Annotated in this window: 13 protein-coding genes and 3 tRNA genes; 12 read left to right on the top strand and 4 right to left on the bottom strand. The window is 38.9% G+C overall.

Features of this window, described 5'->3' with window-relative positions:
• The first annotated feature begins 47 nt into the window (after positions 1-47).
• The 9 genes from mfd (at position 48) to ABH968_RS23275 (ending at position 10,176) form a co-directional block, all read left to right on the top strand.
• Positions 48-3,554, top strand: coding sequence for a transcription-repair coupling factor (gene mfd / locus ABH968_RS23315; protein WP_370047882.1), 3,507 nt, complete (start codon positions 48-50; stop codon positions 3,552-3,554).
• A 535-nt stretch (positions 3,555-4,089) separates the two neighbouring features.
• A complete protein-coding gene (gene spoVT, locus ABH968_RS23310; RefSeq protein ID WP_370047881.1) occupies positions 4,090-4,626 on the top strand; it encodes a stage V sporulation protein T in 537 nt (178 codons plus the stop codon).
• Between the two features lie 148 nt (positions 4,627-4,774).
• Positions 4,775-6,397 (top strand): putative polysaccharide biosynthesis protein, encoded by a 1,623-nt coding sequence (locus ABH968_RS23305; protein WP_370047880.1) that lies wholly within the window; start codon positions 4,775-4,777, stop codon positions 6,395-6,397.
• Positions 6,398-6,406: 9 nt separating this feature from the next.
• A complete protein-coding gene (gene yabN, locus ABH968_RS23300) occupies positions 6,407-7,867 on the top strand; it encodes a bifunctional methyltransferase/pyrophosphohydrolase YabN (protein ID WP_370047878.1) in 1,461 nt (486 codons plus the stop codon).
• A 4-nt stretch (positions 7,868-7,871) separates the two neighbouring features.
• Complete coding sequence (locus tag ABH968_RS23295) at positions 7,872-8,162, top strand: RNA-binding S4 domain-containing protein (RefSeq protein ID WP_053485331.1); 291 nt, start codon at positions 7,872-7,874, stop codon at positions 8,160-8,162.
• A gap of 172 nt (positions 8,163-8,334) precedes the next feature.
• Positions 8,335-8,634 carry a sporulation protein YabP gene (gene yabP, locus ABH968_RS23290; protein ID WP_004229167.1) on the top strand — a complete coding sequence of 100 codons (300 nt, stop codon included), beginning with the start codon at positions 8,335-8,337 and terminating at the stop codon, positions 8,632-8,634.
• Positions 8,631-9,122, top strand: coding sequence for a spore cortex biosynthesis protein YabQ (yabQ, locus tag ABH968_RS23285; RefSeq protein ID WP_370047875.1), 492 nt, complete (start codon positions 8,631-8,633; stop codon positions 9,120-9,122). Before yabP ends, yabQ begins: the two co-directional genes overlap by 4 nt.
• A gap of 17 nt (positions 9,123-9,139) precedes the next feature.
• Positions 9,140-9,604, top strand: coding sequence for an FtsB family cell division protein (locus tag ABH968_RS23280; RefSeq protein WP_370047874.1), 465 nt, complete (start codon positions 9,140-9,142; stop codon positions 9,602-9,604).
• Positions 9,605-9,738: 134 nt separating this feature from the next.
• Entirely contained in the window at positions 9,739-10,176 is a 438-nt protein-coding gene (locus ABH968_RS23275; protein ID WP_008180281.1) for a S1 domain-containing RNA-binding protein, read from the top strand.
• A gap of 146 nt (positions 10,177-10,322) precedes the next feature.
• Here ABH968_RS23275 and ABH968_RS23270 read toward each other — a convergent pair whose 3' ends face one another.
• Positions 10,323-10,574 carry a hypothetical protein gene (locus ABH968_RS23270; RefSeq protein WP_370047872.1) on the bottom strand — a complete coding sequence of 84 codons (252 nt, stop codon included), beginning with the start codon at positions 10,572-10,574 and terminating at the stop codon, positions 10,323-10,325.
• A gap of 148 nt (positions 10,575-10,722) precedes the next feature.
• Here ABH968_RS23270 and ABH968_RS23265 point away from each other — a divergent pair, with 148 nt between their 5' ends.
• A complete protein-coding gene (locus tag ABH968_RS23265) occupies positions 10,723-11,076 on the top strand; it encodes a hypothetical protein (RefSeq protein ID WP_370047870.1) in 354 nt (117 codons plus the stop codon).
• Between the two features lie 205 nt (positions 11,077-11,281).
• Here the strand turns inward: ABH968_RS23265 and ABH968_RS23260 are convergent.
• The 3 genes from ABH968_RS23260 to ABH968_RS23250 form a co-directional block, all read right to left on the bottom strand.
• A tRNA-Glu gene (locus ABH968_RS23260) sits at positions 11,282-11,353 on the bottom strand.
• A gap of 5 nt (positions 11,354-11,358) precedes the next feature.
• Positions 11,359-11,435: transfer RNA gene (locus tag ABH968_RS23255), tRNA-Met, on the bottom strand.
• Between the two features lie 10 nt (positions 11,436-11,445).
• Positions 11,446-11,520: transfer RNA gene (locus tag ABH968_RS23250), tRNA-Gly, on the bottom strand.
• 529 nt (positions 11,521-12,049) lie between these two features.
• Between ABH968_RS23250 and ABH968_RS23245 the strand changes: the two genes are divergently transcribed.
• Positions 12,050-14,443, top strand: a complete 2,394-nt coding sequence (locus ABH968_RS23245) for a SpoIIE family protein phosphatase (protein ID WP_370047868.1) — start codon at positions 12,050-12,052, stop codon at positions 14,441-14,443.
• 29 nt (positions 14,444-14,472) lie between these two features.
• Positions 14,473-15,879 carry a tRNA lysidine(34) synthetase TilS gene (tilS, locus tag ABH968_RS23240; RefSeq protein WP_370047867.1) on the top strand — a complete coding sequence of 469 codons (1,407 nt, stop codon included), beginning with the start codon at positions 14,473-14,475 and terminating at the stop codon, positions 15,877-15,879.
• Positions 15,880-15,926 lie beyond the last annotated feature (47 nt).

Genomic DNA, 15,926 nt, shown 5'->3' with positions numbered 1-15,926 from the left:
TACTAGTAATGGCGAATAGAATTATGCGCTGAAAGGAGCTTTTGATATTGGAAGTTTTACGACAGCTTGTGATGCAGGATAAACATATCACATCATTTTTACAGGAAATTCAGAGCGGTCATTCTGCAGCACAGCTTATTACAGGATTAAATGGAAGCGCGCGCCCGGTAATGGTCGATGCGTTATTTGAATATGTAAAAAAACCTATTTATATTGTATCTCCTAATCTATTGCAGGCACAAAAAATGGTTGACGAGTTGGCAGGACTTTTAGGTGAGGAGCATGTTCATTATTATCCTGCCGATGAGTTTATTGCTGCCGATTTGTCTGTTGCCTCTCCAGAGTTACGTGCTGAGCGTATCGCAACACTTGATTGCCTAGCTAGAGGTGAAAAAGCTGTTTATGTGATACCAGTTGCGGGCTTACGCAAAATGATGCAGCCTAAAGAGCATTGGCTACAGTATTTTTTACAAATAGCAGTAGGCGAAGATATTCAAATTGATGAATGTCTACAAACATTAGTAGAAATGGGATACGTACGTAATTCGATGGTGACAACACCTGGAGAGTTTGCGTTACGTGGTGGCATATTAGATATTTACCCACCATATTTAGAGGCGCCGATTCGTATAGAATTATTTGATACGGAAGTGGACTCAATCCGAACATTTTCTGCTGACGATCAGCGTTCCATTGATAAATTGCAGAAGATTCGTATCCTACCTGCATCAGAAGTTATTTTGACAAAGGAAGAAAGAATGGCGTTGGCAGGTCGTTTAGAAGCTGCGTTAGCGACAAGCTTAAAGAAAGTCAAAAAGCAGGAGACTAAGGAGTTACTGTATCAGCATATTCAATATGATATTGAAATGTTGCAGCAAGGGAATTTACCAGACTACGTAAATAAGTATGGTTCATTACTGTATGAGAAAACAGCATATTTAGGAGATTATTTTGCACATGATGGCATTGTGCTGTTTGATGAGCTCGGACGTATTCAGGAGGTTATGGATGCCTGGGAGCGTGAAGAGGATGAATGGTTCTTATCACTGATTGAAGAAGGGAAAATGGTGCATGATGTAAAGCCAGCTTTCTCTTTGAAAGAAATTCTAGCAATGCTGTCTCAGCAAAAACTATATTTTTCATTATTTTCCCGAACATTTGCGGGTGTATCCTTTAATAAGACGACGAACTTTTCTTGTAAGCCAATGCAGCAATTTCATGGCCAAATGTCATTATTACAAAGTGAGGTTGAACGCTGGCTACTTGGTAAATTTACAGTACTAATTGTTGCGAGAGATAAAGATCGTGTTAAGCGTGTACAGCAAATGCTTGAAGAATATGATATTCATACGACAATTGGTCATCCGACAGAAGCGGGTATTTATATTGTGGATGGATCACTATCTAGTGGCTTTGAATTCCCACTACAACGCTTGGTGATTGTCACAGAGGATGAACTATTTAAACAACAGGTGAAGAAAAAAGCACGTCCTCAAAAGATGACGAACGCAGAACGTATTAAAAGCTATACGGAAATTAAACCTGGCGACTATGTTGTACATGTCCATCACGGTATTGGGAAATATATAGGTTTAGAAACATTAGATGTAAATGGAACACATAAAGATTACTTACACATTCGATACCGCGCAGATGATAAGTTATATGTTCCAGTAGAGCAAATAGATTTAATCCAAAAATATGTAGCATCTGAAGACCGAGAACCAAAGCTACATAAATTAGGTGGAGCAGAGTGGAAAAAGGCTAAAGCAAAGGTATCCTCAGCTGTGCAAGATATTGCTGATGATTTAATTAAACTGTATGCGAAACGTGAAGCAGAAAAGGGCCATGCATTCGCGATTGACAACGACGATCAGCGCAATTTCGAGGCTTCTTTCCCTTATGAAGAAACAGAGGATCAGCTACGTTCGATTATCGAAGTAAAACGTGATATGGAGCGTGAGCGTCCAATGGATCGTCTTGTGTGCGGAGACGTAGGGTATGGTAAAACAGAGGTAGCGATTCGTGCTGCCTTTAAAGCAATTCAAGATGGCAAGCAGGTAGCTTTCCTTGTGCCGACAACGATTTTAGCGCAGCAGCATTACGAAACGATTCGTGAGAGATTCCAAGACTTTGCTATTAATGTAGGTCTCTTGTCTCGTTTCCGCACAAAAAAAGAGCAAACATTGACGTTAAAGGGTTTAAAAGAAGGGCAAGTTGATATTGTCGTTGGAACGCATCGGATTTTATCTAAAGATTTAACATTCCAAGACCTTGGACTGCTGATTGTTGACGAGGAGCAACGTTTTGGTGTAACACATAAGGAAAAAATTAAACAACTAAAGACGAATGTTGATGTATTAACGCTAACGGCAACTCCGATTCCAAGAACACTTCATATGTCGATGGTAGGTGTTCGCGATTTATCGGTAATTGAAACACCGCCAGCAAACCGTTTCCCTGTGCAAACCTACGTAATGGAGCATAGCGGTGCATTAGTGCGGGAAGCTATTGAGAGAGAAATGGCGCGTGGTGGGCAAGTATTCTACTTATACAATCGTGTAGAAGATATGGCTCGCAAGGTTGATGAAATTCAAATGCTTGTCCCAGAAGCGCGTATTGGGCATGCACATGGCAAAATGACGGAATCAGAATTAGAATCTGTCATACTAGCCTTTTTAGAAGGTGACTATGATGTGCTTGTAACGACAACCATTATTGAGACAGGCGTAGATATACCAAACGTTAACACATTGATCGTTCACGATGCTGATCGAATGGGCTTAGCGCAGCTTTATCAATTGCGTGGGCGTGTTGGGCGTTCTAATAGGGTGGCATATGCTTACTTTATGTATCAACGTGATAAAGTTCTTACTGATGTAGCTGAGCAAAGATTGCAGGCGATTAAAGAATTTACAGAGTTAGGTTCAGGATTTAAAATTGCTATGCGTGACTTATCTATTCGTGGTGCTGGTAATCTTCTTGGAGCGCAGCAGCATGGCTTTATTGATTCTGTTGGTTTTGACTTGTATTCACAAATGCTGGAAGAGGCGATTGCTGAGCGCCAAACAGGTGTGAAAAAAGAAGAGAAGCCTGACATTGAAATTTTATTGAGTGTTGATGCGTATATTCCAGATGTATACATTCCTGACGGCTATCAAAAAATTCAAATGTATAAACGTATTAAAGCAATGGATCAAGAGGAGGAGCACAGCGAGATCATGGAGGAATTAGAAGATCGCTTCGGTGATCTTCCAATTGAAACAGAGCGCTTACTGCGAATTGCACGTATGAAGGTATGGGGCTTAGGTGTAGGTGTATTGTCTGTAAAAGAAAAGCAAAAAATCATCACAATACTGTTGTCTGAAGAAGGTACAGGACAAGTTGATGGCAGTAAAATTGTGGGAGAATCCATGAAATTTGAACGTGCTGTCGGTTTTGGTATGGATGGTATGCAATTGAAATTAACAATTGATGAACGAAAATCTGGGAAATATCAACCCTTTGATATTCTAGAAGAAATGATGCATATTATTGCTAACGCTAAAAAATGATAATAGAAGAAAAGCTGATCTTATCTCTCTCGGATAATGATCAGCTTTTTATTGTTGAAAAACAAAAAATTACAAGGAAATCTTTGTGAATGTTGTGGCGCTTTATCTTCATTGGATGATTGGACTGTAGACTGTGTGACTCCTTAGAAAGCAACATCAAAAATTGAGACACAGGAGCTAGATAGTAGGGAAAATAAGGGTAAAAGTATCACTTTTTATGATAGTTCCTTTGTGATAAACGTCCTTTTGCCTTATTGACGTAATGGTAAAAATTGAATTATTATTATTTCTTGATAAAAATTTTTTATGATTTTTTATAAAATTTATTTTTATGGTTAATCTAAGATAAGTTGATTGAAGATAAAAATTCTACATGTAAAATTATTTGAAGCACAATTGCTTAGGCTTTTAGGGCTTTTTTGAAAAATATTATTGGGTGTGAAATCCTTTTTCTTCAGTTTTTGCATAGATTGCTTCATAAAAAACCATACTAAAATTGAAAAAAATTTCATTGTAGCGAAAGCGAGGATTAAGAATGAAGGCAACAGGAATTGTTCGTCGTATTGATGATTTAGGGCGTGTGGTTATTCCAAAAGAAATTCGTAGGACGCTGCGTATTCGTGAGGGTGACCCGCTAGAAATTTATACAGACCGTGAAGGTGAAGTCATTTTAAAGAAATATTCTCCAATTAATGATTTAGGGGAATTTGCAAGAGAATATGTAGAAACATTATATGAAACGTTAGGTACTCCAGCATTTGTAACCGACCGAGATGAAGTAATTGCTGTCTCAGGAATCGGTAAGAAAGAGTATATTAATCGTCGTATTACATCCTTTGCGGAAACTTTTATGGACGAGCGTTCAACAAAAATAGAAAAAATGGAAACAACTATCGAGATTGTTCCTGGACAATATGAGCAAGTGAAGTCTTATTGTGCAACGCCTATTATGGTAAATGGTGATCCGATTGGCTGTATTATCGTTTTGTCTAAGGTACATTTTATCGGTGAGGTTGAAGTGAAAGTTGCAGAAACTGCTGCTAACTTCTTAGCTAAACAAATGAATAGTTGATGAGAATAGAAAGTTATTGCGCTGACCTTTTAGGCTGAACAATAACTTTTTTTTCGTACATAGTTTTATGGTAGTGCTACCCGCGCGCGTCAAACTTTTGAGATATGCTATACTATTGGCATTGTTAAAGAAGGAAAGAGGGCAATTTATGTCGGAACGTTTTGGCATGAAAAGCTACATGAAGGGCGCAGCCTTACTTACAATTGCTGCTCTTATTGTGAAAGTTCTTAGTGCAATTTATCGTGTGCCTTTTCAAAATCTTGTTGGTGATGAAGGATTTTATATTTATCAGCAGGTGTATCCGGTTATATCCATTTTCGTCGTATGGACAACTAGTGGATTTGCAGTAGCTATTTCTAAAATGCTTGCAGATAATGATTGTATTTTAGACCCGCTAGAGAGAAATCAGAAACGAAGCGGTATTATGCGTATTGTTTTTCGTTATTTAACAGTACTATCGTTGTTGTTTTTTGTTGCTTTATTTAGTGGTGCTGAAATAATTGCACAGCTCATGGGAGATACTCAACTTGCACCTTTAATACGGACGGGTTCATTTATAGTACTTGTCATGCCAGCTCATGCTATTTTAAAGGGCGGCTTCCAATCAAGAGGCATAATGGAGCCAATTGCTTATGCGCAAGTCCTTGAACAAGCTGTGAGAGTATCTGTCATTATAGCAGGAACATTTATCATTATGAAGACGACAGAATCACTATATAGTGCTGGACAAATGGCTATTATAGGTACAGTTATTGGTGAAATTGTAGGCTTTGTATTACTTGTGTTTATCTTTAAAAAACGTTTTGGTCTATTTAATGATAAGAAACAACAGCGACGTATCGAAAGTTTTCCGATTATTAAAGAGGTTACATTGCTGAGTTTAAGTGTAAGCATGAGTGGCCTATTGTTACTTGGTTATCAGCTAGTTGATTCCTTTACAATTTATTCACTATTAATTGAAGGTGGAATGGATCAGACTGTAGCTAAGGCAACAAAAGGTGTTTATGATCGTGGGCAGCCGTTGGTACAGCTCGGAGTTGTCATTGCTTCTTCACTTTCGCTTGCTATTGTGCCTCTTGTCGCGCATATGTCCAAAAAACAGGAAGGCCGTAGTGCGATTCCGTTTATTCAACTAACGTATAAAGCGTCTGTATTATTTGGGTGGGCAGCATCTCTAGGTTTAATACTCGTTATGCCTTATATTAATGCCATGCTCTTTAAAACAGATGCACTGTCGGGAGTACTTATGGTATATGTATTACAAATTGTGCCGTTGTCGATTATTTTGACATTTACAGCTATTTTGCAAGGCTATGGGAAATTAAAAAAGCCGGCTTTATTTTTGATTATAGGTTTTATATTAAAAATAATATTGAATGTGCTGACAATTGATTTATTTGGTGTTTTAGGTGCGGCTATTGCTAACAATGTAGGTCTTTTGTTTACTGCCCTAATGCTTATTTTTTATTTAAAAAGAATGACTGCCATTCAATTAGCGCCAGCCAATTTTTACAAAAAAGTTGGAATTGCATCACTTAGTATGGCAGCTGTAGTGCTAGTTTGGCTACAGTTTATACCATCGTTGTTAAACCAATTTTTATCACCTCGATTTGTCGCAGTGGTAGCAGGTTTTTCAGCCGTGTGTTTAGGAGCGTTTGTAATGATCACCATAATTGCTAAGTTACGAGTACTAGTCGAAAAGGAGTGGTACTTACTACCGTTTGGGCGCAAAATGGCAGTTTATCAATTATGGTTAAATCGAAAGAAGTAGGTGGATTGATTGAATACTTTAACAGTTATTGGTTTGGGTGCGGGTGATTTTAACCAGTTGCAAATGGGTGTCTATAAAAAACTAAAAGCGGCTAGAAAATTATATGTTCGTACAGTGGACCATCCTGTATTAGAAGAATTATCAGCTGAGGGCTTACAATTTGAAAGCTTTGACGCAGTCTATGAAAAACATAATTCGTTCCAGCCTGTGTATGAGGAAATTGCAGAAAAGCTTGTGGCCGCTACAGCAAATGAAGATGTTATGTACGCTGTACCGGGGCATCCACTTGTCGCAGAGCAGACTGTACAATTGCTTATTGCCGCTGCGGATGAGGGAAAAGTAAAACTAGTCATTGAAGGTGGGCAAAGCTTCTTAGATCCAATATTTGGCGCATTAAAAATCAACCCAATTGAGGGTTTTCAGCTGCTGGATGGCACTAGCTTTTCTATGCATGACATTAACATGCGTCAACATATTTTAATAGCTCAAGTATATGATACATTTAGTGCATCAGAAGTAAAGCTAACGTTAATGGAGAAATACGATGACGAATACCCTATTACAGTCGTTACAGCAGCGGGCTCGTCACAGGAAAAATTAGTGACGGTACCACTTTATGAGCTCGACCAAAGCGTTGAGGTGGACAATTTAACAACGGTATATGTGCCGCCTGTGAAATCACAAGAGGACGCTTTACGAGACTGGACAACTTTCCGTCAAATTATTGCTGTTTTACGAGGTCCGAATGGCTGTCCGTGGGATCAAAAGCAAACACATGAGTCACTGAAAGAATATTTACTAGAAGAAGCACACGAATATTTGGCAGCAGTAGATGCAGAGGATGACTTTGCGATGATCGAGGAGCTTGGAGATGTACTATTACAAGTATTCCTTCATGCACAAATCGGAGAAGATCAAGGTTACTTTACATTGGAAGATGTATTGGCTTCAATAAGCGAAAAAATGATTCGTCGACACCCGCATGTATTTGGAGATGTATCGGTGGAAGATGCAGAGGGTGTTGTAGCAAATTGGGAAGTTATAAAAGCAGAAGAAAAGGGTATAAGTGATAAGCCGCTATTGAAAGAGGAATACCGGGCGTCCTCTGCTCTACAAACAGCATATAATTATCAAATAAGAGCTGCAAAGGTAGGATTTGATTGGCCTGATGTAGAGGGAGCATGGGACAAGTTTACGGAGGAATGGCAGGAATTTCGTAATGAGGTGACGAAAGGTACAAATGCGTCACGTCTTGATGAATTTGGAGATGTCTTGTTCACACTTGTGAATTTAGCACGTTTCTACAAGCTATCTCCAGAAGAAGCTATGTTACATGCCAATGAGAAGTTTGCGAGACGCTTTGGCTATGTGGAAGCAAAGGTAAAGGAAAGCGGAAAGCCGTTTTCTGATTATACATTAGAACAATTAGATGCTTTCTGGGATGAAGCAAAGCAGCTAGAAAAGGAGTAAAAATATGCGATTAGATAAATTTTTAAAGGTATCACGTTTAATTAAACGCCGTACATTAGCGAAAGAAGTAGCAGACCAAGGCCGTATTACGATAAATGGTAAGGTCGCAAAAGCTAGTAGTACTGTTAAAGCGGGCGACGAGCTAGCCATTCGTTTTGGACAAAAAGTTGTGACAGCACGTGTAGAAGAATTACGTGATACTGTGAAAAAAGAAGATGCCGCAAAAATGTTTACTATTTTGAAGGAAGAGCGTCTTGAAAAAGTTGAGCCTGAATTTATTGATGACGAGGACTAATTAAACTTAACGGCATCTCATTAACAATAATGTAGGAGACTTCTGAAGTTGTCGCTAGGCTTTTGCTATAAATGTTGGAGATAAAAGTGTAGCAACTTTAATAAAGTTGTCATGCTTTTAAGGTTGTCCGCATAAAGTGAACAGAAGCTAGGACGACTAAAGGAGGAAGAAAATGACGCTACATCAAGAAAGTAACCGTTACACAATTCCATCTGGAGAACATATTTTAACGATTCGTAATCGTAAAAGAATGGACATGACTTCTGTAAAATCAATTGAACGCTTTGATCAGGAAGAGTTTTTCATCAAGACGTCCCAAGGGCATTTGTTAATCCGTGGAGAAGAACTGCATATCGTTCATTTAGATGTTGACAAAGGGTTATTGACGCTTGAAGGAACTGTAAAAACTTTGCAGTACGACGAGGAGGAAAGTGGCTTCTCGAAAGGTTTCCTTCATAAGTTGTTTGGATGATTGTTAGTGAACAATTTGTTCAATTATTAGTCATGGTTTTGAGCGGTATAGCAGTCGGGTTCATTATTGATAGTGTAAGGCTCATTGTTTTTTCAACTCCAAAAAGGTCAAGCCTTCGAAGATGGATGATGGTATTTGAACTTCTTACCTGGATTCTGCTCGGTGGCCTGACATACTATTTATTATTTTGGCTAAAAGATGGCGCTTGGCGGGCTTATGACCCGCTAGCGCAAATAGCCGGAATTTTTTTGTATCAAACGTTTTTTCAAACTTTTTTACGTTTCGTCGCAAGGGTTTTGGTGAATATAACATGGAGACCCCTGTGGTTCATCATACGATTAATAAGTGCTATCATTCGACAAATTTTTAAACTCTTAATAAGTATTGGAGCGTTTGTTTTAAGACCTTTTGTCAAAATTTATTCGTATTTGTCCAACACTTTTTTAAAAAAAATTCGATTTATCAAGTATAATAAAAGACAACAATAATTTTCGGGGGTGCGGGCATGACTATACGTCGTTCATCAAATGATGACCAACAAAACTATACTAAACTTGATAATGACTATGTCCGTAACACGGATAAAGCTATAAATCGTAAAATTCAAGCGCGGAAACGGAAAATGCGCCGTATTGGCTTTTTTGCGATTATACCAGTCGTTATTATTGCCTTTCTCGTAAATATACTTTTTAATCAAAGTGAGACGCTAGCTGCAAAAGAGCAGAAAAAGGTTGAAGCGAAGGAGCATCTCTCTGATTTGAAAGAAGTGCGAGATTCGTTAAATCTTAAAATTAAACAGCTAGAGGATGATGAGTATATCGCAAAGCTATTACGCAAAGATTATTTTCTATCCGAAAAAGGTGAAATAATTTTCATTATTCCGGACGAAAAAGATAAAAAAGGCGATGTACCTGGAAAAAAAGATAAAAAAGACGACATGTCAGAAAAGAAAGGTAAAAAAGACGACTGAAAAGCTATGTATTGTTGACACTATTTTATTGTTATATATAATGAAAAGAGAAACTTATTGCAGTAAAAAGTTTGATTAAATTGATTACATGACTCAAATGAGTCGCTTAATTTTTAAGGAGGAGCATTTTTTTTATGTCAATTGAAGTAGGCAGCAAGGTACAAGGTAAAGTAACAGGAATCACAAATTTTGGAGCATTCGTTGAGCTGCCAGATGGCAAAACAGGCTTAGTACACATCAGTGAAGTTGCTGACAATTATGTAAAAGATATCAATGAGCATCTAAAAGTTGGAGATGAAGTTGAAGTAAAAGTGATGAATGTTGAAGCGGACGGAAAGATCGGTCTTTCAATCCGTAAAGCAAAGCCTCAAGCAGAGAGACCAGAGAGACCAGAGCGTCCAGCACGTCCGCGTCGCGATAATCGTTCTAATGATCGCAACGATCGTCATCAGCCGAAAGAGAATTTTGAGCAAAAAATGGCACGTTTCTTAAAAGATAGTGATGAGCGCCTAGCAACACTTAAACGTGCTACAGAATCAAAACGCGGTGGTCGCGGAGCTAGAAGAGGGTAGTTTGCTGACTGTTTTAATCGTAGAAAAAGTGTATTAAATAGAGTTGGGATTAGCTTTTTAATAAAGCTAATCCCTTTTTTTAATAATCTTTTCATCGTATCTAGCTATAAGTCATAATAACTTTTCTAGTAGGATCTACGTGTGTCCTACAATGTGGATGTTGGTCTGTTCTTCTTTTTAGGAGCTGGTACGCGTGCTTGTTCAGTGAGTGTTTCTGAGGTCTTTTCGGCTGGATTAACAACCGTTTTGACGAGTAAAAACACACCATATACACTAACCGCTAAACCGGTGAGGAGTAAAAATATTTGTACAGCAAATGGTAGATTAATAAGAATGGATACGAGAATAATCAAAGAGCCACTTCCACAAATTAAAGCAGCTTTAGTTAATGAACTCAAAGGGAATAAACCTCCTAGTCAACACGCTCTTTTCATTATTAGTATGCCATATTTTTCAGCTCATCACCATAATGTGGGGGTGATTTTCGTTTTGACTGGGCGCTTTGCAAGGAGCTTCCGATGAGTCGCTAGGAGCAACAATTATTTTGTGTGCGAAAGCGAAGCGCCAACGAAGCGACAGCAACAACAGGGTTTTGTCTGTGCGAAAGCGAAGCGACAGCAACAACAGGGTTTTGTCTGTGCGAAAGCGAAGCGACAGCAACAACGGGGTTTTGTCTGTGCGAAAGCGAAGCGGCAGCAACAGCAACAACAACGGGAAGTTGGTCATGAAGCCGCTATCGCAGCACTTCCGTTATTGGTTGCTCCAGGGTCTCAGACAGTAAAAAATAAATGTGATATTTCTAGTATTCAACATCCGCCGGAGGCTTTAGGCCAACACGATGTTGGTCACTCAGGCGTTTTCACAGGATGTGAAGTTCTTAGCCTGAGTTCCTCTTTGTAGCTGATGTTTGGACACCCGCTGAAAAATAACTTCAACCCGCATTCATCTCACCACCTATAGAGATGGGAGACTTCTGTAACTGCCGTTTCACTTACGTTACATAAAACATTTGCTGAAAGAAGTTAAAGCTTAAAAGGATGCTGTACTACTAACCTGCAAAAAAAAATAGGCGCCTCAGAAATTATTCTGAGACGCCTATTTGAGATGACCCCTACGGGATTCGAACCCGTGTTACCGCCGTGAAAGGGCGGTGTCTTAACCACTTGACCAAGGGGCCTACTATGGTGGCGGCCGAGGGGATCGAACCCCCGACCTTACGGGTATGAACCGTACGCTCTAGCCAGCTGAGCTAGGCCGCCATTAAGATTATGGAGCGGAAGACGAGGTTCGAACTCGCGACCCCCACCTTGGCAAGGTGGTGTTCTACCACTGAACTACTTCCGCGTTCTTTTTAACAACAAGTTAAATAATACAAGCCTTTGTTACTAACGTCAAGTAGTTTTTTTAAAAAAATTAATAAAAATATATGATTTTATAAATTATTTAAAGATTAGCTAACGAAAAGAGGGGGATTTTCTTTAAATGGGAAATTTATCAAACTTTTTGTTCTTAAGTAGAAAAGTATCAGCGTAACTGCTGACTATAGTATTTTGACGAAATAGGGAGCATCGGCCAATGAAAAAGTAAGGGTGAACACACACTAGACCTCTCAGGGCATAGATTTTGTAACGTATCTCATGTAACGAAGGTAGGATTTATTTATCGGAATTTTCATAATTTTAAAAACCTATCACATAGAAAGAGATGTTTCTGATTTTGTGCAGCTAATGTTTTTGTAGAAATTGTTGCCATTTCTCGTATTTATGCATATGTATTCGTCGAAATGTTTATATTTTTTTCTGTCACCGTCAGACAATCTTTCCATACATAATTTCTTATAATAGCTCCAAAAGCGCTGAAAGGGGATAGTGAAATGACGAGTATTGAATGGTATAACACGGCAAATGTAGACGAACAAAAATTAGGAGTGAAAAAAAGGCAATTGCTAATCGGCTCTTTATTTTTTTTAACATCCTTCTTTTTAGCTCAGTCTGTTGTATTTGAAGCGGCCGTACCTTTCTCGGTTCCTTTTTGGGCAATTATTCGAACGAAGTATAAGGAATATCCCAAATATGTTTTGTTCGGTAGTCTGATAGGATGTTTTTTCCTTGGTCTTGGACAAGTCTTCATTTTAGCATTGCAAATCGTCATGTATGAATGTATCATGCGCTTCCGTTATTGGCAGCTACCACAAAGTATAGCAGTCTCCTTAGCGGTACTACTTGTGCAGATAATGTGGCAGGGAGTTATGTATCAAGGTTTGCCACCGGTGCTTGTACAATTTTATGTAGGTTGTGAAGCGGCTTTAGCTCTTATTATGACGCTGTTTATGCAAGTGTTGTTTGTCAATTCCCATGAGTGGTTTACGACTCATTGGACTTATGAGAAGCTAGGCTCTGGATTAGTTGTATTCGCTGCTATGCTTACAGGGATGCAAGCAGTTGTCATTAGCTATTTTTCACTGCCCATTTTTTTATTACAACTATTCATTTGCTTCGGTGCGTTAGTAGGAAGTGTACCATTAGCGACGGTTATCGGAGCCGTACTCGGGACTCTCATAGGTGTTGCAAAACTTTCATTTACGGGTATGCTGTCTGTAGCCACCTTAACGGGATTGTGTGCAGGGATGGGGGCTCGCGTTGGAAGATTTGGTGTAGCAATTGGTAGTGTTTTGCCAAGTATGTTTTTTTTATTTTACGATGCAACATTGCCATTAGATAGCGTTTATTTTACATCGATTGCTGTTGGGAGTATTGTTTTTCTAACCATCCCTAAAAAATATTCTGATAAGGTTCGGAACAAGCTGTTTCCGCAGCGCGAGGAGGTCTTACTCGCCCGTCAAAATTGGTTAACAGAGCATGTAGCGTTTAAATTAGAGCATTTTCAGCATTTTGTACAATTTATGAAGGAGCTTGTGTTTGAGCGCTTTATGACAGCCCCAATAGAAGAGGTGAAGGAAGTGTCACCGATGAATACATGCTTAAGTTGTTTCCGCTATGATCGCTGCTGGGGAGCGCAAAATAACGGAATGGACAAGCTTATGACAGACTGGTTTCATATGAAGGGCGTTGGGAAAGATTCTTCTCTTCATCGCGTCGAAGAACAAATCCGCTATAAATGCGTAAAATCAACGAAAATTTTCGAAGAATTGGAAACGGAGCTGTATAGGGAGCGCATTAATGGTCAGTATTTTCATGGTAAGAAAATGATTGCGCTTCAGCTACGGGATATGAGTAATCATCTAAATCAATTAATAGCGGAGATGAAAGAAGAGACTATTTCATTCGTTAGTGTGGAAAAGGACATTACGCAACGATTAAAGGATTCACATATTGAATGTTTTCAACTAGATGTGCTAAGTAATAAGCCGGGAGCGCGAAAAATTGTCTGCGCTTTAGCACCAGCACGAGTCAATTGGGAGGAAGACACAACATTAGCTGAACGGATGATATTGCCAATTTTATATGACATTTTTGAAGAACCATTTGAAATTGAAAAAGTAGTAGCAAGTGATATACCATTTCGTCACATTCAAGTAAGCTTTAGATCAGCTATTAGCTTTGAAGTAGAGTATGATATATACAGCATGTCTAAAGATGCGACATTATATTCGGGTGATTCGCATGCATTATTTCAATTACATCCAGGACTATTTGCGATTTTATTATCAGATGGTATGGGTCAGAGTAAAGAAGCACAGCATGAGAGTAGAAAGTTAATACATTTAATGCGAGAATGTTTAAATTACAATATGAACCCAGAGACTGCAATGCATACGTTGCATTATGTCATGTCCCTAAAGCAACAAAATGATATGTATGCAACACTTGATTTCGCACTTGTCGATTTACAACACGGTGATTTATGGTCGTGGAAGGCTGGGGGAATGTCTACGTATATTTTACGTGGGAAAGAGGTGCTGAAGGTTGAAAGCAATGCAGCACCAGTAGGTTTTTTATCCATTTCAGCAGTCGAGGCTGAAAAAAGAAAGCTTAAAGCGGGCGATGTAATTTTGATGCACTCTGATGGATTATTTTCAAGCGTTGATGATTGGGACGAGCAAGAAGAGGCATTTTTAGCGTATGCGCAGCAGGTAGCAGGCACTACTAAAACTATCCAGGAAAAACTAACGACGATTATGCAATCTTTCCAATCTTACTATGCCATTGAAGACGATTGTACTGTATTGATGCTGGAGGTTACACATGTTGTACCTACATGGGCTGTATTTAGGCCAGTTCAACACTCTATGAGCAATTCATCATAAAAAGAGAACGAAAAGGGGAGGAGAAGCGTTTGTCACTTGAATTAAAGGTCAAAAAATTTATCGAAGAAGAGCAATTATTACAGCAAGACGACCATCTTCTCATCGCCGTTTCGGGTGGAGTGGATTCGATGGCTTTACTCCATTATTTTGTCAAAACAAAAGAGCAATGGGGACTTACGGTAGAAGCCGTACATGTGGATCATATGCTTAGAGGTGAAGCATCTGCGGAGGACAGAGCTTTTGTTCAAAAATATTGTGATGAGTATGGTGTATACTTATATGCAAAGGCAATTCCAATACCAGAGATTATGGCTTTAGAAAATGGGAATACACAGCTTATTTGTCGTAGAGAACGGTATCAATATTTTAAAGAAGTCATGGGAAAAACAAATGCTAGCAAGCTTGTAACTGCACATCATGCGGACGACCAACTGGAGTCAGTATTAATGGCCCTGACAAAAAATGCAACGATAAATGGTATGCAAGGTATACGTTCACAACGTATTTTTGAAGGAAAAACATTAATTCGTCCGTTTTTAACGGTTACAAAGTCCGAAATAAGGGAATATTTACTTAAGCAAGGTTTAGATTATCGGGAAGACGCTAGCAATGCTAAGGACACCTATGTACGCAATCGTGTTAGACATCATGCGGTGCCTTTGTTGGAGGCAGAAAACCCACGAGTAACAGAGCAGGTAACCCATTTTACAAAACAATTGCAAGAAGACGATGCCTATTTAATGACATTGGCGAAGGATGTATTTTCTAGAACAGTAAAAAGAATAGACGGAAATACATATAGCATGGAAATTAAGGCTCTTCAATTGGTACCACTTGCTTTACAAAGGAGGCTCATTTTAATACTATTAAACTATCTTTACAAAGATTCAAATACGATACAAAGTTATGCTTTATTGACTTCGATTTCAAAGCTTTGTGATACGACAGCAGGGTATGCTGAAGTTCACTTGCCAGAAGATTTTATAGCAGTTCGCCGTTACGGAAAATTAACGATTCAGAAGAAAGAGCCATTAGAAGGTCAAGCTTCTCCTGAGAAAAAGATTATTTCGACTGCTAATGGGTGGACAACACTGACGAATGGTGAACGTTTATGCGTAGTCGAGTTGCCTGATTTATCGTCTGAAATGCTGACGGATACTGCACAACTTTTTTATTTTAACGCTAGCAAACTCAAACTTCCACTCTATGTTAGGGCGCGTAAGGAAGGGGACAGAATACTGTTAAAAGGAATGGATCAGCCAAAACGCTTATCTCGCCTTTTTATAGATGAAAAGATTCCTTTAAATGAGCGAAATAGCTGGCCGTTACTGATTTCTCAATCTGATGAGATCGTAGCGGTAATTGGTGTGCGTATGGGAATGTTTTTTTCAATCTCTCCGCAACCAAACGATGATACAGTGCTCATCGTAGACTAAGGTCTTTGTAATATTTCACCGCAAATGGTTGAACATTTTTTTATACA

Source organism: Lysinibacillus sp. RC79 (assembly GCF_041262405.1).
GTDB lineage: Bacteria > Bacillota > Bacilli > Bacillales_A > Planococcaceae > Lysinibacillus.
Note: the sequence above shows the minus strand (reverse complement) of the source record. Positions and strands in the feature narration are given on the sequence as shown.